The organism is Streptomyces niger, assembly GCF_000718305.1.
GTDB classification, from domain to species: domain Bacteria; phylum Actinomycetota; class Actinomycetes; order Streptomycetales; family Streptomycetaceae; genus Streptomyces; species Streptomyces niger.
On record NZ_JOFQ01000024.1, the window covers coordinates 54486 to 78035 of the forward strand.

Sequence of the window (23550 nt, forward strand, 5' to 3'; positions counted from 1 at the left end):
GCACGGCACAGCCCTACCCATACGGTCCCCCGATGGTCCGAGGAGCGAGCGACGATGACGACCGAGGCAGCGAGTCCGCGGGTGCCCGGCACCCCGTGCTGGGTGAGTCTCATGGTGCACGGCATGTCCACCACGCAGGCCTTCTACAGCGCGCTGTTCGGCTGGGAGTTCCGGCCCGGGCCGCAGCAACTCGGCCCCTACGTAAGGGCGCTGCTCGCCGGCCGTGAGGTGGCGGGCATCGGCGTGCTGCCACCGGAGCGGCACCTGCCCCTCGCCTGGACGCCGTACCTCGCGAGCGACGACGCGGACGCCGCAACGGAGCGCATCCGCGCCTGCGGCGGCACGGTTGGGGTCGGCCCGCTGGACGCCGACCGAGCGGGGCGGATGGCGCTCGCCTCGGATCCGCAGGGCGCGGTCTTCGGGGTCTGGCAGGGCCACACGATGAAGGGCACCGCGGTGGTGGGCGAGCCCGGCGCCCTGGTGTGGAACGAACTGGTGACGCGGGAGGCCGCCGAGGCCTGCACCTTCTACGAGCACGTCTTCGGCTTCGAGACGGAGGCGGGGCCCGGCCCCGACCGGTTGACGCTGTGCCTCAAGGGGCGCCCGATGGCGAGCATTCAGGGCGTGGGCGACGCGCTCCCCCGGGAGCGGGGGCCGCACTGGACCACGTACTTCGCCGTCTCCGATGCGGAAGCGGCGGCCCGCCGCGTCACGGAGCTGGGCGGTCAGGTGGTCGGCCGCCCGCAGGACTCGTCCCACGGGCGGCTGGCGGTGGTCACCGACCCGGAGGGCGCGGAATTCAGAGTGATCCAGCGGTGACCGGACCGCCCACGGGCCCCGCGGTGACCGGACCGCCCACCGGGCCTCGCCCCGGCCGGTAGCTGTATGTCCTCGCCGGGCCCGTCGGCCCGCTGTCCCCTTCGTATTCATACCCCGCCGGCTCTCGTCCCTTCGAGCCCCGTCGTCCCAGTCCCCCGTTGACCCGCTGTCCCGTCGTCTCACTCCCCCGTTGACCCGCTGTCCCCTTCGGCCCGTGTGGTCACTCCCCCGCGTCGACCGGGAGGACGTCCGGGGAGAGCGCGGCGGCGTGCGCGGACGCGGCCGTCTGGCGGCGCCTGTGGTGGCGCCGGCAGAGCACTTCGTACCCGACCTCGGTCCCGGCCGCGTACACGTCTCCCACGACCACCTGGTCGCCCTCGACGACCATCTGCCCGCCGACCGTACGAGCGTTGTGGGTGGCGCGGGCACCGCACCAGCACAGCGCCTCGACCTGCAGCACCTCTATGCGGTCGGCCAGTTCGACCAGCCGCTGGGAGCCGGGGAAGAGCTTGCTGCGGAAGTCGGTGGTGATCCCGAAGGCGAAGACGTCCAGCGCCAGGTCGTCCACCACCCGGGCCAGCTGCTCGATCTGGTCGGGGGTCAGGAACTGCGCCTCGTCGGCGATGACGTAGTCGACGCGGGCCCCGGAGCTGATGCGGCCGACGACGTAGGCGTAGAAGTCCAGGTCGTCGGCGACCTCCACGGCGTCGACGGCGAGGCCCAGCCGCGAGGAGAGCCGGCCGGTGCCCGCCCGGTCGTCCCGGGTGCAGATCATGCCCTGCAGGCCGCGGGCCGAGCGGTTGTGCTCGATCTGCAGCGCGAGCGTCGACTTCCCGCAGTCCATCGTGCCGCTGAAGAACACCAGTTCAGCCATGGGGGATGTGGTCGCCTTTCGGGCGCGTCGGGCCGTACCGACGCCAATCGGGTTGTTCGAGGGGGAGCTATGAGAGGGAGTTGGGGAGGAGGCCCGAGCGCTCGCCGTGAGGAGGGCCGAGCGCTCGCCGTACCGACGTATCGACGCGACGTACCGAGCGCCGTACCGACGTATCGATGGGCCGTACCGACGAATCGATTCGCCTCTCACTTTCCCCATGGGGGGAGCGAGAACCCCTGCTCAGCACAGTAGCGGGTGCCACTGACAACGCCGTAGGCGCCGTCAGCTGCGGGCGGACCTCCTGGCCGTCAAGTGCGGACTTCCAGGAGGGGGACGAGCTGTTCGACGGGGGTCATGGAGCCGTGCATGCCGACCATGGCCGACTCACGCGGTTCGGTCTCGCTCGCGATGATCACCATGTCGGCGTGCGCGGCGGCCACCACGTCTCCGATCCTGCCTCGTACGCGGTCGTCGACGCGCGGCCCGAACCAGCCGGCGGCGATCGCCTCCTCGCGCCCGGCCACCCACATCCGGTCGCCGACCACCTCGCGCCAGACCGCGAGCACGTCGTCGGCCGCGCCCGGGTGCGCGTACAGGTGGCGGCAGCGCCCCTCGCCGCCCAGGAGACGGACGCCCGCGCTCAGCTCCCAGTCCTCGTCGAAGTCGACGCGGGAGTCGGGGTCGAACGGGATGTCGATCATGCCGTGGTCGGCGGTGACGTACAGGACCGAGCGCGGCGGCAGCTGTTCGGCCAGCCGCTCCGCGAGCCGGTCGACGTACATCAGCTGGCCGCGCCAGGCATCGGAGTCCACGCCGTAGCGGTGCCCCTTGCCGTCGACCTCGGAGTAGTACGTGTAGACCAGCGACCGGTCGCCGGCGGCGAGCTGCTCGGCGGCCAGGTCCATCCGCTCCTCGCCGGAGAGCCTGCCGTGGAACGTGCCACCGCTGAGCGCGATCTGGGTGAGCGGGGTGCTCGCGAAGTCGGGCGCGGAGACCTGGCAGGTGTGGATGCCCGCCGCGTGCGCCTGCTGGAAGACCGTGGGGTACGGCTGCCAGGCGTGCGGGTCGGTCCACGGGTACCAGCGCAGCTGGTTCATGAGCGCGCCCGTTCCGGGGTCCTGCACGGTGTACCCGGCGAGGCCGTGCGCGCCGGGTGGCAGGCCGGTGCCGACCGAGGCGAGGGAGGTGGCCGTGGTGGACGGGAAACCGGCCGTCATGGGGCGTCCGGTGCCGTTCATGGACGTGCCGAGCAGTGAGGACAGGAAGGGCGCCTCGTCCGGATGAGCGCGCAGCAGCTCCCAGCCCAGGCCGTCGATCAGGAAGACGCAGGCGCGGTCGGCGGGGGCCAGCTCCAGGCCCGTCGGCTGCGCGTGTGCAAGGCCCTGGCCGGCGGTGATGGCGGGCAGCAGGTCGGCGAGCGAGCCGGTGCCGTAGCGGGGTACCGGCGCGGAGTCGAGGTCCAGCGGTTCGGGCCAGGCGGACGCCGGGTCCACGGCGTAACCCGCCATCAGCGGGCGGCCGAGGCGGCGGTGGCTTCGGAGAGCGCCTGCGCGAAGGCGAGCGTCTGCCGGACGGTGTCCGGGCCGTCGCCGGCCTCGCTGACGCGCAGCGAGAGGTCGTCGGCGGTGGAGGACCCGGTGTAGCCGTGGTCGGCCTCGCAGTTCGGGTCGCCGCAGCTGGCGGGTTCCAGGTCGAGGCGGGCGACGGCGCCCCAGCCGATGGTCAGCACGACCTCGCGGGGCAGCTGACCCGGGGTGTAGGCCTCGGGGTTGGCGACGACGCGGCTGAGGACGACGGAGGAGATGCGGCCGAGCTTCACCGACTCCGTGGAGGTGGTGGCGTACGGGGTCGGCGACGTGGCGTCGGCGGCCTGCTCGTCGGTATGGCTGACGATGAAGCGGGTGTCCGTGAGGACCAGGACGGTCACGTGGCGCCGCACTTCATTGGCGTCGAAGGTCGTCTCCTGGTGGACCACGTACGACACCACGGGCTCGCCGCCGATCGCGGCCTGCACCGCCTCGGCCACGAGTGCCGGGTAATAGCCGCTGCGCTCGATCGCCGCGCGCAGCCCCTGGGTCGTCGTACCGGTCTTAGCCATGGGGTCCATCCTACGGGGCGCCGGGGCGGGTACGGCCCGCAGGCGACGGGGGCCGGGCGTCAGTACACGGGGAGGCGGCGGGGGCCGAGGTCGGTGGTGGCCGGGGGGCGGGCCAGGCGCACCGAGGCGCCGAGGACGGAGAGCCCCTGGGGGGCGACGACGACCGGTTCCAGGTCGATGCCGACGACCTCGGGGTGGTCGTCGACGAGCCGGGAGAGGCGCAGCAGCAGCTCCTCCAGGGCCGCGCTGTCTACGGGCTGCGAGCCGCGCCACCCGAAGAGCAGCGGCGCGCTCCTGATGGAGCGGATCTGTTCGGCGACGTCGCGGTCGGTGGCGGGGATGAGGCGGTGGGCCGTGTCGCCGAGCAGCTGGGAGGGGGCGCCGGCGAGCCCGAAGGAGAGGACGGCGCCGGCCGCGGGGTCGATGGAGGCGCGGATGAGAGTGTCCACGCCGCGGGGCACCATCGCCTGCACCACTGGGCGCAGCTCTTCGGGCTTCCCGAGGAAGTCGGTGAGCTCCTGGTAGGCGCGGCGGAGAGCGTGTTCTCCGGGGAGGTCGAGGCGGACGCCTCCGAGGTCGGCGCGGTGCCGCAGGTGAGGGGCCGTGGTCTTCAGGGCGACGGGGTAGCCGAGGGCCTCTGCGGCGCGTACGGCGGCGTCCGCGTCGGGTGCGGGGAGGGCGGCGCGGACGCGGATGCCGTAGCGGCCCAGGAGGGCGGCGGCCTCGTCGGCGGGCAGCGCGACGGAGCGGTGCGGTTCGGCGTCGGTGGTGAGCTCGTCGAGCAGCCGCTCGATGTCGGCGCCGGCCGCGGCCTCCTGGATGTCGTCGTACTCGGGGACCTTGCCGGGGGCTGCGGACTCGCGGCGCCAGGCGGCGTACCGGACAGCCTCGGCGAGGGAGCGTACGGCCCGTTCGGCGGCGGGGTAGGCCGGGATGCGGGGCAGGCCGCCGGGGCGCGTCCGCGGCGCCTGGGAGGCGTCCTCGTCGGCTTCCGGCGCGGCGGCGGGGGCGGGGGGTTCGTCGACCGCCCCCTCGGTGGTCCCCGAGAGTGCCCCGGCGAGTTCCTCCATGGCGAGGTGGACGACGGTGACCGGCTTGGCGGGCCCCTCGGCCGCGGCCTCGCGCAGGGCGGTGGCGAGGGCCGCGATCTCCTCGGGGTCCGCGCTGCTGCCCTCGGCGACCCACGGGATGGTGGTGATCAGGACGGCGTCGATGCGGTCGCCGGCGAGGGCCTCGGCCAGTGCCGCGCGGAACTGCGCCGTCGTGGCGGCGAAGGGCAGCACATGGGGGCGCTGCGGGCGCAGGCCCTCGGTGAGGCACGCGTCGTACGCGAGGAGGGCGAGCGCTTCGGAGTTGCCGAGGATCGCGACCCGGGGGCCGGCGGGCAGCGGCTGGGAGGCGAGCAGCAGGCCCGCGTCGATCAGTTCGGTGACGGTGCCGACGCGGATGACGCCGGCCTGCCGCATCAGGGCGGAGACGGTGGAGTCGGGGATGCGGGTGGTGGGGACGGTGTGGCCGAGGGGGACGGTGCCGCTGTGCCGGGCGCCCTTGACGACCACGACGGGCTTGGCGGCCGCGGTGCGGCGGGCGAGCCGGGTGAACTTGCGGGGGTTGCCGATGGACTCCAGGTAGAGCAGCGCGACGTCGGTGGCGGGGTCCTCGTACCAGTACTGGAGGAGGTCGTTGCCGGAGACGTCGGCGCGGTTGCCGGCCGACACGAAGGTGGAGACGCCGGCGATGGCGCCGTCCCCGGAGCCGCGCTCCTGGAGGGCGCTGAGCAGTCCGATGCCGATCGCGCCGGACTGGGTGAAGAGGCCGACGCGGCCGGCGCCGGGCAGGCGGGGCGAGAGGGAGGCGTTGAGGCGGACGCCGGGTGCGGTGTTGATCAGGCCGAAGGCGTTCGGGCCGACCAGGCGCATCCCGTAGGAGCGGGCCTGGCGCAGCAGGGCGCGCTGCTTCTCGCGTCCTTCGGGGCCGGCCTCGGCGTATCCGGAGGTGAGGATGACCAACCCCTGTACGCCGTGTTCGCCGCAGTCCCGTACGACGTCGGGCACGTGGGCGGCAGGCACGGCGACGACGGCCAGGTCGACGGGGTCGGGGATGTCGCGGAGCGAGCGGTAGGCGGGTACGCCCTCCGGGTCCAGCGTGCTGCCGCCTTCGGGAAAGGCGTGGTTGACGGCGTACGTGTGGCCGGTGAAGCCGGAGTCGAGGATGTTCCGGAGGGCGGAGCGGCCGACGCCTCCGGGGGCGCGGCCGGTGCCGATGACGGCGACGGACCCGGGGGCGAGCAGCCGCTGTACGGAGCGGGCTTCGGCGCGGTGCTCGCGGCCGCGCATGACGGCCATGGACTGCTCGGTGGGCTCCAGGCCGAATTCGAGGCGGACGACGCCGTCTTCGAAGGTGCGCTTCTGGGTGTACCCGGCGTCCGTGAACACCTTGATCATCTTGGTGTTGGCGGGCAGCACCTCGGCGGCGAAGCGCCGGATGCCGCGTTCGCGGGCGACCGCCGCGATGTGCTCCATCAGTGCGGAGGCCACGCCGCGGCCCTGGTGGGCGTCCTGGACGAGGAAGGCGACCTCGGCCTGGTCGGCGTCGGGGCCGGTGGCCGGCCGGCCGTCGGCGTTGATGCGGTCGTACCGGACCGTCGCGATCATCTCGCCGCCCACGAAGGCGGCGAGTCCCACCCGGTCCACGTAGTCGTGGTGGGTGAAGCGGTGCACGTCGCGGTCGGAGAGCCGGGGGTAGGGCGCGAAGAAGCGGTAGTACTTCGACTCGTCGGAGACCTGCTCGTAGAAGGAGGTCAGGCGTTCCGCGTCGGCCGGGGTGATGGGGCGGATCCGGGCGGTGCCGCCGTCACGCAGCACCACGTCGGCTTCCCAGTGGGCGGGGTAGGCGGCGGTATCCGACGGCGTCTCCATGCGGACAGCGTACGACCGGCTGCCCCCCGGGGGGTCGTGCGAAGTGCCGGGGGCCGGCACGGAGACGACCGTATGTGCCCGGCGACGGGACGGTGCGTACGACCGGGTCTCAGCATGCGTACAGCGTGGGCGTGACGCAGGCTTGGACTCTTAGGATCCGAGCGCTCGCGCGGGCTGGGCACACCGGACCACCGGTGCCCGCGTGAGACACTGGTCTAGACAACTTTTCCGACCCGAAGGGCAACACAATGGCTGAGCGCCGCGTCAATGTCGGATGGGCCGAGGGTCTGCACGCCCGCCCCGCCTCGATCTTCGTCCGTGCGGCCACCGCATCCGGCGTGCCGGTCACGATCGCCAAGGGTGACGGCAACCCCGTCAACGCCGCTTCCATGCTCGCGGTCCTGGGCCTGGGCGCCCAGGGTGGCGAGGAGATCGTGCTGGCTTCGGACGCCGAGGGCGCCGACGCCGCGCTGGACCGCCTGGCGAAGCTCGTCTCCGAGGGCCTGGAGGAGCTCCCGGAGACGGTCTGACCCTTCGGGCACCCCGGCGGCCGCACGCCGCCGGAACGGCCTCTCACGGCCCCGCCACGGTGGCCCCCGCACGGGGGCACGGGCGGGGCCGTTCCGCGTCCGCCGGACAGTGGACGCTGCCGGGCCCCACGCAATTGTCGAACGAGTTCCACCGCGAGTGTCGAACCGGTCCACCCGAGCCGATTACCACGACGGGGAAATAAAGCGGCGCGCACGCATGGCGGCCATCCGAGAATTCGAGCGCGCGAAGAAATGCAAGCACGCCAAAGAAATTCGAGCACACCGAAGAAGGGGCGTCGCTTTCCTCAGGTCTTGTATACGGCAGCGGTGTTAATTCCGGGCGCGCGTCATGTGTACGGGCGGTTTCGCTCACCTCACCGCCGGCGCCGGGTGGCGCAGCCGGTGGGCGGGCAGCGCGTGCTCCAGGTGGGCGGCCGTGAGCGCGCGAGCGCGCTCGGCGTCGCCGCGCGCCACCGCGTCCACGATGGCGCCGTGCTCCTGCCAGTACCGGTCCACGTCCCCCGGCGACGTCCCGCCCAGGTCGACCGCGTACACCCAGTCGATCTTGCGGCGCACCTGAATGAGCAGCGCCGTCATGCTGGCGCTGTCGCTCGCCTGCGCGAGCGTCACGTGGAACCAGCCGTCCAGTTGCCGCAGGTCGCCGGGGTCACCGTGGCGGGCTCTCGCCTGCCCGAGCCGGACCAGGCCGCGCAGCACCTTCAGGTGCGCGGCGGAGCGGCGGGCCGCGGCGCGGGCGGCGCCCAGGGGCTCCAGGAGGAGGCGGATGTCCAGGAGGTCGGCGGCCTCCTGTGCGGTCGGCTCGGCGACGCACGCGCCCGCGTGCCGCCGGGTGGTGACGAACCCCTCGGACTCCAGGGTGCGCAGCGCTTCGCGTACGGGGACGCGGGAGACGCCGTACCGGGCGGCGAGCAGTTCCTCGATCAGCCGGGAGCCGGGCGGGTACGCGCCGGATACGATGTCGTCGCGAATCGCCGTGCAGACCGCATGCGTCGAAATATTTCCTCGCATCGTCCGTGCCTCCGCCGGAATCCTCTGGAAACGCCGCCGGGCGACGCCTTTCCGTGACTCTATGACACCGGGCCACCCATTCCGACGGCCATGACGAATTTCTGAATATTTTTTGGCCGACGAAAGGGGTGCCGGTCGGTGAAAGGGGTGCCGGCCGAGGAACGGGGCGCACGGGTACGCGGGGGCGGAAGCGTTCCCGGAGACGCCGAAGCCCCGGCCGTCGGGCCGGGGCTTCGGGTGGTACGCGGAGTGCGCCGTACGGGGCGGACCCTCAGACGCTGACGCCGTGCGAGCGCAGGTACGCGATCGGGTCGATGTCCGAGCCGTAGTCCGGGCCGGTGCGCGCCTCGAAGTGCAGGTGCGGGCCGGTGGTGTTGCCGGTGTTGCCGGACAGCGCGATCTGCTGGTTCGCGGAGACCTTCTGGCCGACCGAGACGCCGATGGACGACAGGTGGCCGTACTGGGTGTAGGTGCCGTCTTCCATCTTGAGGACGATGTTGTTGCCGTAGGCGCCGCCCCAGCCGGCCTCGACGACGGTGCCCGCGCCGACGGCGTGGACGGCGGTGCCGGAGGCGGCGTGGAAGTCGATGCCGGTGTGGCTGCCGGAGGACCACAGGCCGCTGGAGGCCTTGTAGCCGGTGGAGACGTAGCTGCCGGCGATCGGCGCGACGAAACCGGAGGGGCTGAGGGTGGTGCGGGCCTGCGAGCGCGAGGCGCGGGCCTTGGCGGCCTTCTTCTTGGCGGCCTCGGCGGCGGCCTTGCGCCGCTCCTCCTGGGCCTTCTTCTTGGCGGCCTCGGCGCTCTTCACGGCCGCGTCCTCGACCTGGGTGCGCGCCGCGGCGACCTCGGCGGCCTCCTCCTGCGCGTCGGCCTGCGCGACGATGTTGTCGGCGACCCGGTCGCCGGTGTCGGCGAGGGCACGGGTCAGGCCGGCGTCGGTGGTGGCGGCCGAGTCCTCGTTCGCGGCCAGCGCCGGGGAGGCGATGGAGACGACGACGCCGGTCGCCGCGGCCATACCGGCGATGTTGCGGGTGGTCCGGGCAGCACGGCCGGGGCGGCGGTGCTTGCCGGTGGCACGGGTGAACGCCATGACCGGCGCACTCCTTTCCTTCCTTCTCGCCTACCGGGTTAGCTGACGGGTTCGGAGCAGGAAGGTCTCCTACGGCCCCCTCCGCAGAGGGCGCCGATTCACCCCAAGGGACATGTGGGTCCCCGGCTCCCCTGGCTCGCGCCGTACGGGGACTCGGCGATGACTGCCCGGCGGCCGCGGGTGCGGCGCACTTCTGTCGAACAGCCGAGCCGACGCTAAACGGGACATCTCATGATCAGCAAACAGAATCGGGAGTTTGTGCCGGACGCCACACGCCGCGCAGGCAACCACCTACTGCATTCCGGACAAAAGCAGAGATCCCGGGCCGCATTGGCGACCCGGGATCCCTTATGTCCTGTTACGTGAGGGGTGTTGGCAGCTTTCCCGCCAGTCCGTGACGGCACCGGTACGGCCCGTTCCGGCCCGCCATCCTGCCGTAGGGCGCAGGCGGATTCACAGCCGCTACCGCGAGGGCCGGCGGCGGTCCGCTACCGCAAGAGCCGACGGCGGTCCGCTGCCGCCGCCGGCCACCTCCGCATCAGCCCTTGACGACCGACACCTCTCCGATGCCCAGCTTCCGCACCGGCTCCGCGATCTGCGCCGCATCGCCCACCAGAACCGTCACGAGACGGTCCACCGGGAAGGCGCTGACCGCGGCGGCGGTCGCCTCGACCGTGCCGGTCTCGGCCATGCGCCGGTACAGCTGCGCCTGGAAGTCGTCGGGCAGCTCCTGCTCGACCTGGTCGGCCAGCGTCCCCGCGACCGCCGCCGCCGTCTCGTACTTCAGCGGCGCCACGCCGACCAGGTTCTGCACCGCCACGTCCCGCTCGGCGTCGGTCAGCCCCTCTTCAGCCAGCGTCCGCAGCACCTTCCAGAGGTCCTCCAGCGCAGGCCCCGTAGAAGCCGTGTCCACCGAACCACTGATGGCCAGCATCGCGGCGCCCGTACCGTCCGCGGAGGAGCGCAGCACCTGGCCGAACGACCGCACGCCGTACGTGTAACCCTTCTCTTCGCGCAGCACCCGGTCCAGCCGCGAGGTCAGCGTGCCGCCCAGGCAGTACGTGCCGAGCACCTGGGCAGGCCACACCCGGTCGTGCCGGTCCGGGCCGATCCGGCCGATCAGCAGCTGCGTCTGAACCGCACCGGGCCGGTCCACGATCACGACACGGCCGGTGTCGTCGGCCACGATGGGCGAGGCCGCGACCGGCTCCGCGGTGGAGCCCGCCCACGCCCCGAGGGTCTCCTCCAGCGCCGCGTCCAGGTCCACCCCGGCAAAGTCGCCGACGACCACGGCGGTGGCCGTACCGGGACGCACGTGCGCCTCGTAGAAGGCACGCACCGCGGCGGCGTCGATACGCGCCACCGTCTCCTGCGTGCCCTGCCGCGGCCGGGACATCCGGGCGGTGGCCGGGAACAGCTCCTTGGACAGCGCCATCGCCGCCCTGCGGCCCGGATTGGCCAGCTCGTGCGGGATCTCGTCCAGGCGGTTGCGCACCAGGCGCTCGACCTCGCCGTCGGGGAAGGCCGGAGCGCGCAGCGCGTCGGCCAGCAGGCCCAGCGCCCTCGTGAGGCGCGAGGCCGGCACCTCCAGGGACACGCGGACGCCCGGGTGGTCGGCGTGCGCGTCCAGCGTGGCGCCGCACCGCTCCAGCTCGGCCGCGAACTCCTCGGCATTGTGCTTGTCGGTGCCCTCGGAGAGCGCACGCGCCATGATCGTGGCGACACCGTCCAGGCCCTCGGGCTCGGACTCCAGCGGCGCCACCAGGTTGATCTCGACCGCGACGACCTGCTGGCCCGGCCGGTCGGCGCGCAGCAGCGTCAGGCCGTTGCCGAGCCGGCCGCGCACCGGCGCCGGGAACGCCCACGGCTTCGGCTGTCCGGCCTGCGGCTGCGGGTGGAACGTCATGGTGGGGGTCGCGGCGTCGGTCACTGGGCCGCCTCCTCGGTCTCGGTCTCGTGCTGGGCGGCGGTCGCGTCGGGCTCGGTGGCCTCCACCGCGGCGGCCTCGGCGGGCCCGGTCGGCTCGTAGACCAGCACCGCGCGGTTGTCCGGACGCAGCCGCGCCGCGGCGACCGCCTGCACCTCCTGCGGAGTCACCTCCAGAACGCGCTGTACGGCGCTCAGGGCGAGCTGCGGGTCACCGAACAGCACCGCGTAACGGCACAGTTCGTCCGCGCGCCCGGCGACCGTCTCCAGACGGTCCAGCCACTCGCGTTCCAACTGGGCCTGCGCCCGCTCCATCTCCTCGGCGGTCGGGCCCTCCGCCGCGAAGCGCTCGAGCTCCTCGTCCACGGCCCGCTCGATGGCCGGCACCTCCACGCCGGCCGACGTCTTCACGTCCAGCCAGCCCAGCGACGGCGCGCCCGCAAGACGCAGCAGCCCGAAACCCGCCGCGACGGCGCTGCGGTCGCGGCGCACGAGGCGGTTGTACAGGCGCGACGACTCGCCGCCACCCAGGATCGTCAACGCCACGTCCGCGGCATCAGCCTCACGGGTGCCGTCGTGCGGCAGCCGGTACGCCGCCATGAGAGCCCGCGAGGGCACCTCCTCGTGCACGACCTCCCGCAGCTCCCGGCCCATGACCTCGGGCAGCGAGCCGTCCCGCGGCGGCTGCTTGCCGTCGTGGCCCGGGATGGAGCCGAAGTACTTCTCCGCCCAGGCGAGCGTCTGCTCGGGGTCGATGTCGCCCACGATGGACAGCACGGCGTTGTTGGGCGCGTAGTACGTCCGGAAGAACGCGCGCGCATCTTCAAGAGACGCAGCGTCCAGGTCCGCCATCGACCCGATGGGCGTGTGGTGGTACGGGTGGCCCTCCGGGTAGGCCATCGCCGTCAGCTTCTCGAACGCCGTCCCGTAAGGCACGTTGTCGTACCGCTGACGGCGCTCGTTCTTCACCACGTCCCGCTGGTTCTCCAGGGACTCCTCGTCCAGCGCGGCCAGCAGCGAACCCATCCGGTCCGCCTCCAGCCACAGGGCGAGTTCCAGCTGATGCGCCGGCATGGTCTCGAAGTAGTTCGTCCGCTCGAAACTCGTGGTGCCGTTGAGCGAACCGCCGGCGCCCTGCACCAGCTCGAAGTGACCATTGCCCTTGACCTGCGCCGAACCCTGGAACATCAGGTGCTCGAAAAGATGCGCAAGGCCCGTGCGGCCCTTCACCTCGTGGCGGGAGCCGACGTCGTACCACAGGCAGACCGCCGCGACGGGGGTCAGGTGGTCCTCGGAGAGCACCACGCGCAGGCCATTGGCCAGCCGGTGCTCGGTCGCTGTCAGGCCGCCGGACCCGGCTTGTTCTGTGGCCGTGTGACCCATGGGCATGTACGTCCCTTCGATCCGCTTGCGAGGAAGTTCTGTCACTGTATGCAAGCGCGCCGACATCTGGCGAAGTTCCCGCCCGGCACCCCGCCGCAAGGAGATTCCCCGGAACGAGGCCCGCCGCACATTCCCCTCGGACGGGCGTACGGACGGGTCGCGGTCGGCGATGTCAGACCCGCGGGCCACAATGGTCGGCGACAGGCTCAGCCGTTGAGCGCCAGCACCGGCCGCTGAGCCTGCCGCCCGGCAGGACGGACACGCACTCGCGCCGCCCCGCCGGACCAGCAGACGCCCAGCCGTAAGCGAAGCCGAGTTCGAGCGAAGGAGCCGCAGCCGCGATGGCCCGCCGCAGCACGAAGACCCGACCCTCAGGGGGCACCCCCGAGCCCCAGGACTTCGAGGAGCGGATCCTCGACATCGACGTCGTCGATGAGATGCAGGGTTCCTTCCTGGAGTACGCGTATTCGGTCATCTACTCGCGCGCCCTGCCCGACGCACGCGACGGACTCAAGCCCGTACACCGCCGCATCCTGTACCAAATGAACGAGATGGGCCTCCGCCCCGACCGCGGCTACGTCAAGTGCGCCCGCGTCGTCGGCGAGGTCATGGGTAAGCTCCACCCGCACGGCGACGCGTCCATCTACGACGCGCTCGTGCGCATGGCGCAGCCCTTCTCCATGCGGCTGCCGCTGGTCGACGGCCACGGCAACTTCGGTTCGCTCGGTAACGACGACCCGCCCGCCGCCATGCGGTACACCGAATGCCGGATGGACTCCGCCACCTCCCTGATGACGGAGTCCATCGAAGAGGACACCGTCGACTTCCAGCCCAACTACGACGGGCAGGAGCAGGAGCCGGTCGCCCTCCCGGCGGCGTACCCGAACCTCCTCGTCAACGGCACCTCCGGCATCGCCGTCGGCATGGCGACGAACATGCCGCCGCACAACCTCGGTGAGGTCATCGCCGCCGCCCGGCACCTCATCAAGCACCCGAACGCCGACCTCGAAACGCTCATGAAGTACGTGCCGGGGCCGGACCTGCCCACCGGCGGCCGCATCGTCGGCCTCTCCGGCATCCGCGACGCGTACGAAAAGGGCCGCGGCTCCTTCAAGATGCGCGCCACCGCGACCGTCGAGAACGTCACGGCCCGGCGCAAGGGCCTGGTCGTCACCGAACTGCCCTTCACGGTCGGCCCCGAGAAGGTCATCTCCAAGATCAAGGACCTGGTCGGCGCCAAGAAGCTGCAGGGCATCGCCGACGTCAAGGACCTCACCGACCGCGAGCACGGCCTCCGCCTCGTCATCGAGATCAAGAACGGCTTCAACCCCGAAGCCGTCCTGGAGAACCTCTACAAGCTCACGCCCATGGAGGAGTCCTTCGGCATCAACAACGTCGCGCTGGTCGACGGCCAGCCGCTGACGCTGGGCCTGAAGGAACTGCTGGAGGTCTACGTCGACCACCGCTTCAACGTGGTGCGGCGACGCAGCGAATTCCGCCGCGGCAAGAAGCGCGACCGCCTCCACCTCGTCGAGGGCCTGCTCACCGCCCTCATCGACATCGACGAGGTCATCCGACTCATCCGCTCCAGCGACAACACCGCCGAGGCCAAGCAGCGCCTCATCGAGCGCTTCGAGCTGAGCGAGATCCAGACCCAGTACATCCTCGACACGCCGCTGCGTCGCCTCACCAAGTTCGACCGCATCGAGCTGGAGTCCGAGCGCGACACCCTCCGCGCCGACATCGAGAAGCTGACCAAGATCCTCGAATCCGACGCCGAGCTGCGGAAGCTGGTCTCCAACGAACTGGCCGCGGTCGCCAAGAAGTACGGCACCGACCGCCGCACGGTCCTGCTGGAGTCCTCCGGCGCCACCGCCGCCGCGGTACCGCTCGAGGTCGCCGACGACCCCTGCCGCGTCCTGCTGTCCTCCACAGGCCTGCTGGCCCGTACGGCGGGCGGCGAGGGTTCCTTCGACATCGACGCCAAGCGCGCCAAGCACGACGTCATCGTCTCCGCCGTACCTGCCACCGCCCGCGCCGAGGTCGGCGCGGTCACCTCCACCGGACGACTGCTGCGCCTGTCGGTCATCGACCTCCCGCAGCTACCGGAGACGGCCGCCGCGCCCAGCCTGTCCGGCGGCGCGCAGATCTCCGAGTTCCTCACCCTGGAGGACGGCGAGGAGCTGATCTGCCTCACCACCCTCGACGAATCCTCACCCGGCCTCGCCCTGGGCACGGAACACGGCGTGGTGAAGAGAGTCGTACCGGACTACCCGGCCCACAAGGAGGAGTTGGAGGTCATCTCCCTCAAGGACGGTGACCGCGTCGTCGGCGCCGTCGAACTGCGCACCGGCGAGGAGGACCTGGTCTTCATCACCGACGAGGCCCAACTGCTCCGTTACCCGGCCGCACAGGTACGCCCGCAGGGCCGGGCCGCCGGCGGCATGGCCGGCATCAAGCTCGGCCCCGACGCGAAGGTCATCTCCTTCACCGCCGTCGACCCGGCCGCCGACGCGGTCGTCTTCACCGTCTCGGGCTCGCACGGCACCCTGGACGACGGCGTCAGTACCGCCAAGCTCACCCCGTTCGACCAGTACCCGCGCAAGGGCCGGGCGACCGGCGGCGTCCGCTGCCAGCGCTTCCTGAAGGGCGAGGACCACCTCACGCTGGCCTGGGCCGGCGCCGCCCCGGCCCGCGCCGCCGACGCGAAGGGCAGCCCGGTCCCCCTCCCGGACCCCGACCCGCGCCGCGACGGCTCCGGCGTCCCCCTCACCAAGACGGTGGCTGCGCTGGCCGGCCCGGTGTAGCCGCGCCTCGTGCGCGTGCGGCGGAAGCCCGGCGTTGTACGACCTTGGGTCGTACGGCGCCGGGCTTCGGCGTGGAACGGTGAAGGTGGGGAACACGGAGCCGCGGAGGCGGAGGCGGAGGCCAGGGCCGGGGTCGGGGCCGGTCGTCGCCTCGCGGCAGCTGGCTTACTCCCCCTCGGCCTCTTCCGGCTCCTCGTCGGAGGCGGTCGACGGTACGTACCGCAGCACGCCCCACATCGCGTGCGGGTCGGTTTCCTCGGGCGAGGTGTCACGGCAGCCGTCCAGAGCCTTGCGCAGGGCCGGTGCATCGATACCGGACCCGATGAGCACCAACTGCGTCAGCCGCTCCTCCCCCGAGTCCCACTCGCCGGGGTAGAACCGCAGAAAGCCGCCGACCGCGTGCACGGTGAACTTCTGCCGACTCCCCTCCACCCCGAAGTGCACGAACCCCTTGATGCGGTACAGCCCCGCGGGCCGCGCGTCCAGGAACTCCATCAACCGCCGCGGATGCATCGGCTCTGCCGACGTGAACTCGACCGTCTCGTAGGCCGAGTGCAGATGCGACCTGTGACTGTGCCGATGGCCATGACCGGGCCCGCCGTCTCCCTCGCCGGTAGGGCCGGTGCCGCCGGTGCCGCCGGTTTCGCCCCCGGAGGCCCCTTCGCCCGCGCAGGCCGCGCACTCCTCGTGCTCGACCTCATCGTGCTCGACCTCCTCCCGGAGCAGGTCCTCGAAGGAGAGCTGCCCCTCGGACACCCCCTCCCGAGGCCGCCGCTCGAAGAGCAGCTCCGGATCGACGCGCCCGTACGAGGCAGGCACCACCGGCGTACCGGGTGCCAGCTCCCCGAGCGTGCCCAGCAACTCCGCGCGCCGACCGGTACCGATCCGGTCGGCCTTGTTGAGCACCACGAGGTCCGCGATGCCCAGGTGGCGGTCCAGCTCGGGGTGGCGGGCGCGAGTGTCCTCAAACTCCGCCGCGTCGACCACCTCGACCAACCCGCCGTACACGATCCGATCGCTCTCACTGGCCAGGATCATCCGGATCAGCTCCTGCGGCTCGGCCAGGCCGCTGGCTTCGATGACGATGACGTCGATGTGGGAGGACGGCCGCGCCAGCCGCTCCAGATAGGTGTCCAGCTCGCTGGTGTCGACCGCGCAGCACAGGCAGCCGTTCCCCAGCGACACCATGGAGTCGACCTGGCCCGCGACCAGCATCGCGTCGATCTCGATCGCCCCGAAGTCGTTCACGACCGCCCCGATCCGCGTGCCGCCGCTCCGGCTCAGCAGATGGTTGAGCAGGGTCGTCTTGCCGGACCCGAGAAACCCGGCGAGGACCACCACCGGAATCTGCGGCGCCACGGGCCCCTCGGCAACCGGCACCGGACTCTGCCCGAGCGCCACCTCCGGGGCGACCGAGCCCCGGTTAACACCCTGATCGCCGACGTCCGAAGGAACCGAAGGACCCGAGGGACCCGAAAGATTCGAAGGTCCCGAGAAGTCCGAGGGTCCCGACTGGCTCGAAGACGAAGCTCCCGGGTGCTGCGTGCTGCTGGTCAAGGGGGCGCCTCCAGTGCGTCCGGTCGGCCGGAATGCCGGAACGGGATGTCGGTCGGGATGCCGGTGGGTAGCTCGGTCGGGATGCCGGTAGGTAGGTCGCTCGGGATGTTGGTCGGTACGTCGGTCGGGGTGTCGGTCGGGGTGTCGGTCGGTTCTGAGTATGCGGTTGATCTATCAGCAGCGTGCGGTCGATCCGCCAAGTCCAGCAGGCCAGCACCCGACTCCGGGGTCCCCTCCCCCCCCCCCCGCCCCCCACCCACACCCCCTCACCCCGACGGCGGAAAGCCGCCATGTCGCCCCATTCAGCTTTATCTCGCCTCGCGTCGGCGAACCCAGTTCACGGCCATGCGAGCCGAACCGCAGCGGCGGGCTCCGGCCATTGCGGCCGCGGTGTCCGCCGGGGGCGCGGTACGCAGGTTAGGGTCACCTATGTGAGTACCTGCGCAACCGCCTCCCGTATGGCGGCCGAACCTTTGGCCGGTACGGCGGCCACCGCCCGTACCTGGCTTCTCATCGAGCAGAGCGGACCCTGGGGCGCCCAGGCACTCACCGACAGCCATCTCGATCCGGCCGTCGGCCGCGCCCTGGAGGCCGCCTCCGAAGACACCGACGTACGCGTCGCCCTCATCCGTCGTCCCGGTCGCCACGCCGACCAGCGGGCCGGGGCACCACGTCGGGTTTTCCTCGCCCATACCTCGCCCGGCCGTTCATGGATCCGCACGACGCGTATCGCCGATCCGGCCTCGCTCCCCGAGCTGGACTTCGCGGCGCTGAGTGCGGGCGAGCACGGCGATATCTGGGAGCCGTACCAGGGCCTGCCGCCGGTGCTCGTGTGTACCAATGGCAAACGCGACCGCTGCTGTGCCGTGCTCGGCCGGCCGCTCGCCGCGGAGCTGGCGGCGGACGGTATGGAGGCGTGGGAGGTCACGCACATCGGCGGCCACCGTTTCTCCCCCACGCTTTTCGTGCTGCCGTACGGATACGCATACGGCCGGGCCGAGGCGCCACTGGTGAAGGACGCCGTGGTGGCGGCGCGTGACGGTCGTGTCGTCATCGACCACTGTCGGGGTCGCTCCACCTGGGACCGGCCGGCGCAGGCGGCCGACCTCGCGGTCCGTGAGGCGATCGGCGAGGAGCGCGCCGACGCCCTCGATGTCGTCGATGTCGTTCGTGTGGACGATGCCGGCGGTGCCGGCGATGGCAGCGATGTCGGTGATGGCGGCGACGCTGGCACCCGCCCGAGTGCGGAGACGGAGGTCGGTGGGCCTGCCTGGCATCTCACGGTGACCCATGTCGACGGCCGGTCCTGGCAGGTCGTCGTCGAGCAGCGGACCGGCGACGCCGCCACTCCGACCAGTTGCGGGGCCGCCATCGCCCCGCCGACGTACATGTTCGTTTCAGGCATCACTGCCCACACCCCCGTGGTGAGTGGCGAGGCCCCCTCTGATGAAGCCCTCGCCGGATCTGTCGCCGGACCTGTCGCCGGCGCGGCGTGACGCGTGGCGCGTGACGCGTGGCGTGACCGCCACTCTGGTCACCTCCGCCGCATCCTCCGCTTCCGGTCGATTACTTTCTGTGAATACGTCTGAAGGTTAGGCGAATTCGGCGGGGGCGTGGCGGGCCTGTGGATAACTCTCGTCGGCGCGGTGCGGCCAGTCATGACGGGACGTGACCGGTCTTCCGTCGTCGGTCGGCGGACCGTCCCGCCCCCGCGATTACCCCGCCTCCGCGACCCCGCTTACTGTTCGTTCATATGGGCGGCGGAGACGACGAGAGAGCAGGCGGGCGCGGGACGGCCGGTGAGCCGCGGAGCGGCGGCCGGGCGTGGCCGCGGCCGCGCTGGCCGCGTCGCGTGTTCGCGCAGGTGCTGCTGGTGCAGCTGGCCATCGCCGCCGGTGTGACCGCGCTGGCGACCGGTCTCTTCCTCGCGCCGCTCAGCGCGCAGCTGGACGATCAGGCCATGCGCCGTGCCCTGGCCATCGCCCAGACGACCGCCGCTGAGCCTCGTCTGGACGACGCGCTGGAAGCTTCCCGGCCGTCTCGCGGTGGGCCTGTCCAGGCGGTCGCGGAGCGGATTCGCCGGGCGACGGGCGCCGAGTACGTCGTGGTCATGGATGAGCACGGGGTGCGGTGGTCGCACACCGATCCGCAGCAGATCGGTCGGCACGTGTCCACGGACCCGAGCGCCGCCCTCTCCGGGCGGCAGGTCATGCAGATCGACGAGGGCACTCTCGGGCGCTCGGCTCGCGGCAAGGTGCCGTTGCGGGACGACGACGGCCGCATCGTCGGCGCCGTGTCCGTGGGGATCGCGTACGAGAGCGTGCAGCAGCGGTTGCTGTCGACCGTGCCGGATCTGCTGGCGTACGCGGGCGGGGCGCTGGCGGTGGGGGCGCTCGCGGCCTATCTCGTCGCTCGCAGGCTTCAGCGTCGCACCCACGACCTGGCCTTCTCCGACATCTCCGCGTTGCTCACCGAGCGGGAGGCGATGCTGCACGGCATCCGTGAGGGGTTCGTCGCGCTGGACGGGCAGGGACGCATCCGGTTGCTGAACGACGAAGCGCAGCGGTTGCTCGATCTCCGGGCGGAGGACACCGGCCGTCCCTTGGAGTCCGTGCTGCCTCCGGGGCGTACGACGGACGTGCTGGCCGGGCGGGCTTCGGGGGCCGATCTGCTCACTGTCAGTGGGCAGCGTGTCCTGGTGGCGAACCGGATGCCGACCGATGACGGCGGTGCCGTGGTGACGCTGCGGGACCGTACGGAGCTGGAGCGGCTGGGCCGGGAGCTGGACGGTACGCGGGGGCTGATCGATGCGTTGCGGGCGCAGGATCACGAGCATGCGAACCGGCTGCACACGCTGCTGGGGCTGCTCGAACTGGGCTTGTACGAGGAGGCCGTGGAGTTCGTGACGCACGCGGTGGGGGTGCATCGGGCCACGGCCGAGCAGGTCACCGAGCGGGTGCACGATCCGTTGTTGGCGGCGCTGCTGGTGGGCAAGGCGACGGTCGCTGCCGAGCGTGGCGTGTCGCTGAGCATCGCGACGTCGACGCGGTTGCCGGACCGGGTGGTGGATCCGCACGCCCTCGTCACGGTCGTCGGCAATCTGGTCGACAACGCGCTGGACGCAGCCGCGGGTGAGCGGGACGGGCAGGTCGAGGTGGAGGTGCGCACGGAAGGCCGGACGGCGATCGTGCGGGTCAGTGACAACGGTCCCGGAGTGCCGCGGGAGCGGCGTCAGGCGATCTTCACGGAGGGGTGGACCACGAAGGAGCCGCCGGCGCACGGGCAGCGCGGTATCGGGCTGGTCCTCGTGCGGCGACTGGCGGAGCGTTACGGGGGCGGCGCGGAGGTGGACGAGCGTCCGGGTGGCGGCGCGCGGTTCACGGTGACGCTCCCCGATGCGCTCGCGGACGCCCTGTCCGAGACGCACGGTGCCGCGGTGGACGGGGAATCGTTGACCGATCCCACGGGAGGCGCGCAGTGATCGACGTACTCGTTGTCGACGACGACGTGCGGGTGGCCGGGATCAATGCCGCGTACGTCACGAAGATCGCGGGGTTCCGGGTCGTGGCGCAGGCGCACACCGCCGCCGAGGCGCTGGCCGTTCTGGAGAGCACGCCGGTCGATCTCGTGTTGCTGGACCACTACCTCCCGGACGAGACGGGGCTGCAGTTGGTGGCGCGGCTGCGCCAGCGTGGCCTGCACACGGACGTGATCATGGTGACGGCGGCGCGGGACGTCGCCACCGTACGGGCCGCGATGCGGCACGGCGCGCTCCAGTACCTGGTCAAGCCGTTCACGTTCGCCGGGCTGCGGTCGAAGCTGGAGGGGTACGCGGCGCTGCGGCGGACCTTCGAGGACGGCGGGCAGGCGGAGCAGTCCGAGGTGGACCGGATCTTCGGGGCGCTGGGCGCCGCCAACGCGGGCCCCGCCGAGCTGCCGAAGGGGCATTCCACGGCCACGGCCGACCGGGTGCGGTCCGTCCTGCGGTCCGCCGACAGCTCGCTGTCGGCGCAGGAGGTGGCGCGGCAGGCGGGGCTGAGCCGGCAGACCGCCCAGCGCTACCTCAAGCTCCTGGAGCGCGCGGGGCGGGTCAGGCTGACGCTCCGGTACGGCGAGACGGGCCGGCCGGAGCACCGGTACGACTGGGTCTGACGGAGCCTGGCCACGACGGCCCTGAGGGCGGTCGTGCGGCCCTACGCGGCGTCTGCGCCGGTCAGTGCGCGTACTTCGGTCTCGGCGTGGCGGGCGGCGGCGTCGGGGGCCGCGGCGGAGGTGACCGTGCCGAGCCAGCCGAAGAGGAAGCCGAGCGGGATGGAGACGATGCCGGGGTTCTCCAGGGGGAAGAGCTGGAAGTCCAGGCCGGGGAAGATCGCCGCGGGGTTTCCGGAGACGATCGGGGAGAGCACCACGAGGGCGAGGGCGGGGAGCAGTCCCCCGTAGATGGCCCCGAGGGCGCCCCGGGCGGTGAAGCGGCGCCAGAAGAGGGCGTAGAGCAGTACCGGGAGGTTCGCGGAGGCGGCGACCGCGAAGGCGAGGCTCACGAGGAAGGCGACGTTCAGGTTCTGGGCGAGAAGGGCGAGGCCGAGGGCCACCGCGCCGACGAGGGCCGCGGCGATCCGGGCGACGGTGACCTCGCGGAGGCCCCTGGGCTCCTCGCTGAGCGCCGCTTCCGGCCGCGGGGAGGCCGGGCCCCGTCCGGGGCGGCCACGGCGCCGCAGGGCGCCGTACAGGTCGTGTGCGACGGAGGCCGAGGAGGCGAGGGTGATGCCGGCGACGACGGCGAGGATCGTGGCGAAGGCGACCGCCGCGACCACCGCGAACAAAATCGTTCCGCCTGTGGAATCCGGCCCACCGCCGAGGTCGAGGGCGAGGAGCGGTACGGCGGTGTTGCCGGCCGGGTTGGCGGCCCGTACGGAATCGGTTCCCAGGACCGCGGCGGCCCCGAAGCCGAGCACGATCGTCATCAGGTAGAAGCTGCCGATCAGGGCGATCGACCAGACCACGGAGCGGCGGGCGGCCCGGGCCGTGGGCACGGTGTAGAAGCGGAACAGGATGTGCGGCAGGCCGGCGGTCCCGAGGACGAGCGCGAGGCCGAGGCTCAGGAAGTCCAGCCGGGCGGTCCAGGTGCCGCCGTACTTGAGTCCCGGTGCGAGGAAGTCCGCGCCGTGGCCGCTGCGTTGGGCCGCTGTCGTGAGCAGCGCGACGAGGTCCCCGTGGAACCGGAGCAGCACGAGGAGGGTCAGGGTGAGGGTGCCGCCCATGAGGAGCACGGCCTTGATGATCTGGATCCAGGTGGTGGCCCGCATGCCGCCGCAGATCACGTAGAAGACCATGAGGGCGCCGACGCCGATGACCGTCCAGGTGCGTGCGGTGTGGTCCGTGCCGCCGAGCAACAGGGCGACGAGGCTGCCGGCACCGACCATCTGGGCGATGAGATAGAGCACGGAGACGGTGAGGGAGGACGCGCCGGCGGCGATGCGGACGGGCCGGCGGCGCATACGGGAAGCGACGACGTCGGCGAGGGTGTAGCGGCCGCAGTTGCGGACCAGTTCGGCGACCAGGAAGAGGACCAGGAGCCAGGCGACGAGGAAGCCGACGGAGTAGAGCATGCCGTCGTACCCGAAGAGGGCGATCAGGCCGGAGATGCCGAGGAAGGAGGCTGCCGACATGTAGTCACCGGCGATGGCGAAACCGTTCTCCATGGGGGAGAAGAGCCTGCCGCCGGCATAGAACTCCGCTGCGGAACCCTGTCTGCGGCGGCCGGCCCAGGCGGTGACCGCGAGGGTCACGGCGACGAAGGCGCTGAAGAGGGCCAGGGTCAGGAGCTGGTGGTTGCCGGTCGCCACGGCGGCGAGGGCGGCTGGAGGGCTGGTCACCTGTTGTTGCCTCCTGTCCTCTCCTGGGTCTCCCAGCGCAGGTCGAGCGCGGCGCGGTCCCGGCGCAGCCGGGCGTGCCGGGCGTATGCCCAGGTGAGCAGGAACGTGGTGACGAACTGTCCGAGCCCGGCGAGCATGGCGACGTTGAGCGGTCCCAGGACCTGGCGGGCCATCACTGCGGGGACGGTGACGGCGGCGATGACGTACGCGAGGTACCAGGTGAGGAAGAGCGCGGTGGCGGGCACGACGAAGCTCCGGTAGCGGCGGCGCACCTCCTGGAAGGCGGCGCTGCGCTGCACGGTGAGGTAGACGTCGGCGTGGGTGGGGTCGCCGGGCCTCTCGGGCGCGTCGGCGCGCTGCGCCGGAAGGCCGGGCCAGGCGAGGGCGGAGGGCGTCGTCCCGGCCGGGGTCTCGTCCGCCGGTGGCTCCGTGCCGCTCGCGTACGCACGGGCGTCCGGCGGCGTCGGTTCCTCCCCCGCTGCCTCCCGTTCGGCAGCACCCTGTCCGCCCTGCCCCGGGGCCAGGGTGTCGTACCAGGGGTCGTCGAGCCGAACGGCTCCGGCCGGGCGGCCGTCGCGCTTCTCCACCGGGCATCTCCTTGATCCGCGGCCTGTCTGGCCGTGGGCCCAAGGATGGACAGATT

The 23550-nt window shown here is 72.1% G+C and carries 17 protein-coding genes and 1 riboswitch; of the genes, 6 read left to right on the plus strand and 11 right to left on the minus strand.

From position 1 onward, the window contains the following. Positions 1-54 precede the first annotated feature (54 nt). Positions 55-819, plus strand: coding sequence for a VOC family protein (locus IF20_RS31825; protein ID WP_052868871.1), 765 nt, complete (start codon positions 55-57; stop codon positions 817-819). 220 nt (positions 820-1039) lie between these two features. Here the strand turns inward: IF20_RS31825 and IF20_RS31830 are convergent, their stop codons facing one another. From IF20_RS31830 to IF20_RS31845, 4 genes are all read right to left on the minus strand, one after another. Then, positions 1040-1693: a thymidine kinase gene (locus tag IF20_RS31830; protein WP_052868872.1), complete on the minus strand. Its 654-nt coding sequence runs from the start codon at positions 1691-1693 to the stop codon at positions 1040-1042. Positions 1694-2001: 308 nt separating this feature from the next. Beyond that, on the minus strand, positions 2002-3201 hold the full coding sequence (locus IF20_RS31835; RefSeq protein ID WP_052868873.1) for an alkaline phosphatase family protein: 1200 nt from the start codon (positions 3199-3201) through the stop codon (positions 2002-2004). Continuing rightward, complete coding sequence (locus IF20_RS31840) at positions 3201-3791, minus strand: DUF5998 family protein (RefSeq protein ID WP_052868874.1); 591 nt, start codon at positions 3789-3791, stop codon at positions 3201-3203. Before IF20_RS31840 ends, IF20_RS31835 begins: the two co-directional genes overlap by 1 nt. A 59-nt stretch (positions 3792-3850) precedes the next feature. After that, a complete protein-coding gene (locus tag IF20_RS31845; protein ID WP_052868875.1) occupies positions 3851-6709 on the minus strand; it encodes a bifunctional acetate--CoA ligase family protein/GNAT family N-acetyltransferase in 2859 nt (952 codons plus the stop codon). A 248-nt stretch (positions 6710-6957) separates the two neighbouring features. On the opposite strand from IF20_RS31845, the gene IF20_RS31850 reads away from it, so the two are divergent. After that, positions 6958-7239, plus strand: coding sequence for an HPr family phosphocarrier protein (locus IF20_RS31850; protein WP_030618643.1), 282 nt, complete (start codon positions 6958-6960; stop codon positions 7237-7239). Positions 7240-7608: 369 nt separating this feature from the next. Here IF20_RS31850 and IF20_RS31855 read toward each other — a convergent pair whose 3' ends face one another. From IF20_RS31855 to IF20_RS31870, 4 genes are all read right to left on the minus strand, one after another. Beyond that, positions 7609-8268, minus strand: coding sequence for a GntR family transcriptional regulator (locus tag IF20_RS31855; RefSeq protein ID WP_052868876.1), 660 nt, complete (start codon positions 8266-8268; stop codon positions 7609-7611). 271 nt (positions 8269-8539) lie between these two features. After that, the gene (locus IF20_RS31860) at positions 8540-9358 is read right to left on the minus strand and encodes a M23 family metallopeptidase (protein ID WP_052868877.1); all 819 of its coding nucleotides are present in this window, start codon (positions 9356-9358) and stop codon (positions 8540-8542) included. Between the two features lie 13 nt (positions 9359-9371). After that, positions 9372-9527, minus strand: a riboswitch (cyclic di-AMP (ydaO/yuaA leader). A gap of 369 nt (positions 9528-9896) precedes the next feature. Next, positions 9897-11264: a M16 family metallopeptidase gene (locus IF20_RS31865; RefSeq protein WP_407702579.1), complete on the minus strand. Its 1368-nt coding sequence runs from the start codon at positions 11262-11264 to the stop codon at positions 9897-9899. Between the two features lie 20 nt (positions 11265-11284). Continuing rightward, positions 11285-12667 carry a M16 family metallopeptidase gene (locus IF20_RS31870; RefSeq protein ID WP_110944732.1) on the minus strand — a complete coding sequence of 461 codons (1383 nt, stop codon included), beginning with the start codon at positions 12665-12667 and terminating at the stop codon, positions 11285-11287. Positions 12668-13008: 341 nt separating this feature from the next. Between IF20_RS31870 and IF20_RS31875 the strand changes: the two genes are divergently transcribed. Next, entirely contained in the window at positions 13009-15474 is a 2466-nt protein-coding gene (locus IF20_RS31875) for a DNA gyrase/topoisomerase IV subunit A (RefSeq protein ID WP_052868880.1), read from the plus strand. Between the two features lie 165 nt (positions 15475-15639). Here IF20_RS31875 and IF20_RS31880 read toward each other — a convergent pair whose 3' ends face one another. After that, a complete protein-coding gene (locus IF20_RS31880; protein WP_052868881.1) occupies positions 15640-16833 on the minus strand; it encodes a CobW family GTP-binding protein in 1194 nt (397 codons plus the stop codon). A gap of 629 nt (positions 16834-17462) precedes the next feature. Here IF20_RS31880 and IF20_RS31885 point away from each other — a divergent pair. From IF20_RS31885 to IF20_RS31895, 3 genes are all read left to right on the plus strand, one after another. Continuing rightward, entirely contained in the window at positions 17463-18527 is a 1065-nt protein-coding gene (locus IF20_RS31885) for a sucrase ferredoxin (RefSeq protein WP_110944727.1), read from the plus strand. 257 nt (positions 18528-18784) lie between these two features. Continuing rightward, positions 18785-20512 carry an ATP-binding protein gene (locus IF20_RS31890; protein ID WP_110944728.1) on the plus strand — a complete coding sequence of 576 codons (1728 nt, stop codon included), beginning with the start codon at positions 18785-18787 and terminating at the stop codon, positions 20510-20512. After that, on the plus strand, positions 20509-21183 hold the full coding sequence (locus IF20_RS31895) for a DUF7342 family protein (protein ID WP_052868883.1): 675 nt from the start codon (positions 20509-20511) through the stop codon (positions 21181-21183). The genes IF20_RS31890 and IF20_RS31895 overlap by 4 nt, the downstream gene beginning before the upstream one ends. Positions 21184-21224: 41 nt before the next feature. Here the strand turns inward: IF20_RS31895 and IF20_RS31900 are convergent, their stop codons facing one another. Together IF20_RS31900 and IF20_RS31905 are read right to left on the minus strand one after the other, a co-directional pair. Next, positions 21225-22877 (minus strand): solute symporter family protein, encoded by a 1653-nt coding sequence (locus IF20_RS31900; RefSeq protein WP_052868891.1) that lies wholly within the window; start codon positions 22875-22877, stop codon positions 21225-21227. A 26-nt stretch (positions 22878-22903) separates the two neighbouring features. Continuing rightward, positions 22904-23494, minus strand: a complete 591-nt coding sequence (locus tag IF20_RS31905) for a DUF485 domain-containing protein (RefSeq protein ID WP_052868884.1) — start codon at positions 23492-23494, stop codon at positions 22904-22906. Between the last annotated feature and the right edge of the window lie 56 nt (positions 23495-23550).

Excerpts from the sequence above, each read along its gene's own strand:
- IF20_RS31875 (WP_052868880.1), top strand. The coding sequence starts at position 13,009 with ATGGCCCGCCGCAGCACGAAGACCCGACCCTCAGGGGGCACCCCCGAG.
- IF20_RS31845 (WP_052868875.1), bottom strand. The coding sequence starts at position 6,709 with ATGGAGACGCCGTCGGATACCGCCGCCTACCCCGCCCACTGGGAAGCC.
- IF20_RS31835 (WP_052868873.1), bottom strand. The coding sequence starts at position 3,201 with ATGGCGGGTTACGCCGTGGACCCGGCGTCCGCCTGGCCCGAACCGCTG.
- IF20_RS31850 (WP_030618643.1), top strand. The coding sequence starts at position 6,958 with ATGGCTGAGCGCCGCGTCAATGTCGGATGGGCCGAGGGTCTGCACGCC.
- IF20_RS31870 (WP_110944732.1), bottom strand. The coding sequence starts at position 12,667 with ATGGGTCACACGGCCACAGAACAAGCCGGGTCCGGCGGCCTGACAGCG.
- IF20_RS31825 (WP_052868871.1), top strand. The coding sequence starts at position 55 with ATGACGACCGAGGCAGCGAGTCCGCGGGTGCCCGGCACCCCGTGCTGG.
- IF20_RS31890 (WP_110944728.1), top strand. The coding sequence starts at position 18,785 with ATGGGCGGCGGAGACGACGAGAGAGCAGGCGGGCGCGGGACGGCCGGT.
- IF20_RS31860 (WP_052868877.1), bottom strand. The coding sequence starts at position 9,358 with ATGGCGTTCACCCGTGCCACCGGCAAGCACCGCCGCCCCGGCCGTGCT.
- IF20_RS31840 (WP_052868874.1), bottom strand. The coding sequence starts at position 3,791 with ATGGCTAAGACCGGTACGACGACCCAGGGGCTGCGCGCGGCGATCGAG.
- IF20_RS31855 (WP_052868876.1), bottom strand. The coding sequence starts at position 8,268 with ATGCGAGGAAATATTTCGACGCATGCGGTCTGCACGGCGATTCGCGAC.
- IF20_RS31865 (WP_407702579.1), bottom strand. The coding sequence starts at position 11,264 with ATGACGTTCCACCCGCAGCCGCAGGCCGGACAGCCGAAGCCGTGGGCG.
- IF20_RS31830 (WP_052868872.1), bottom strand. The coding sequence starts at position 1,693 with ATGGCTGAACTGGTGTTCTTCAGCGGCACGATGGACTGCGGGAAGTCG.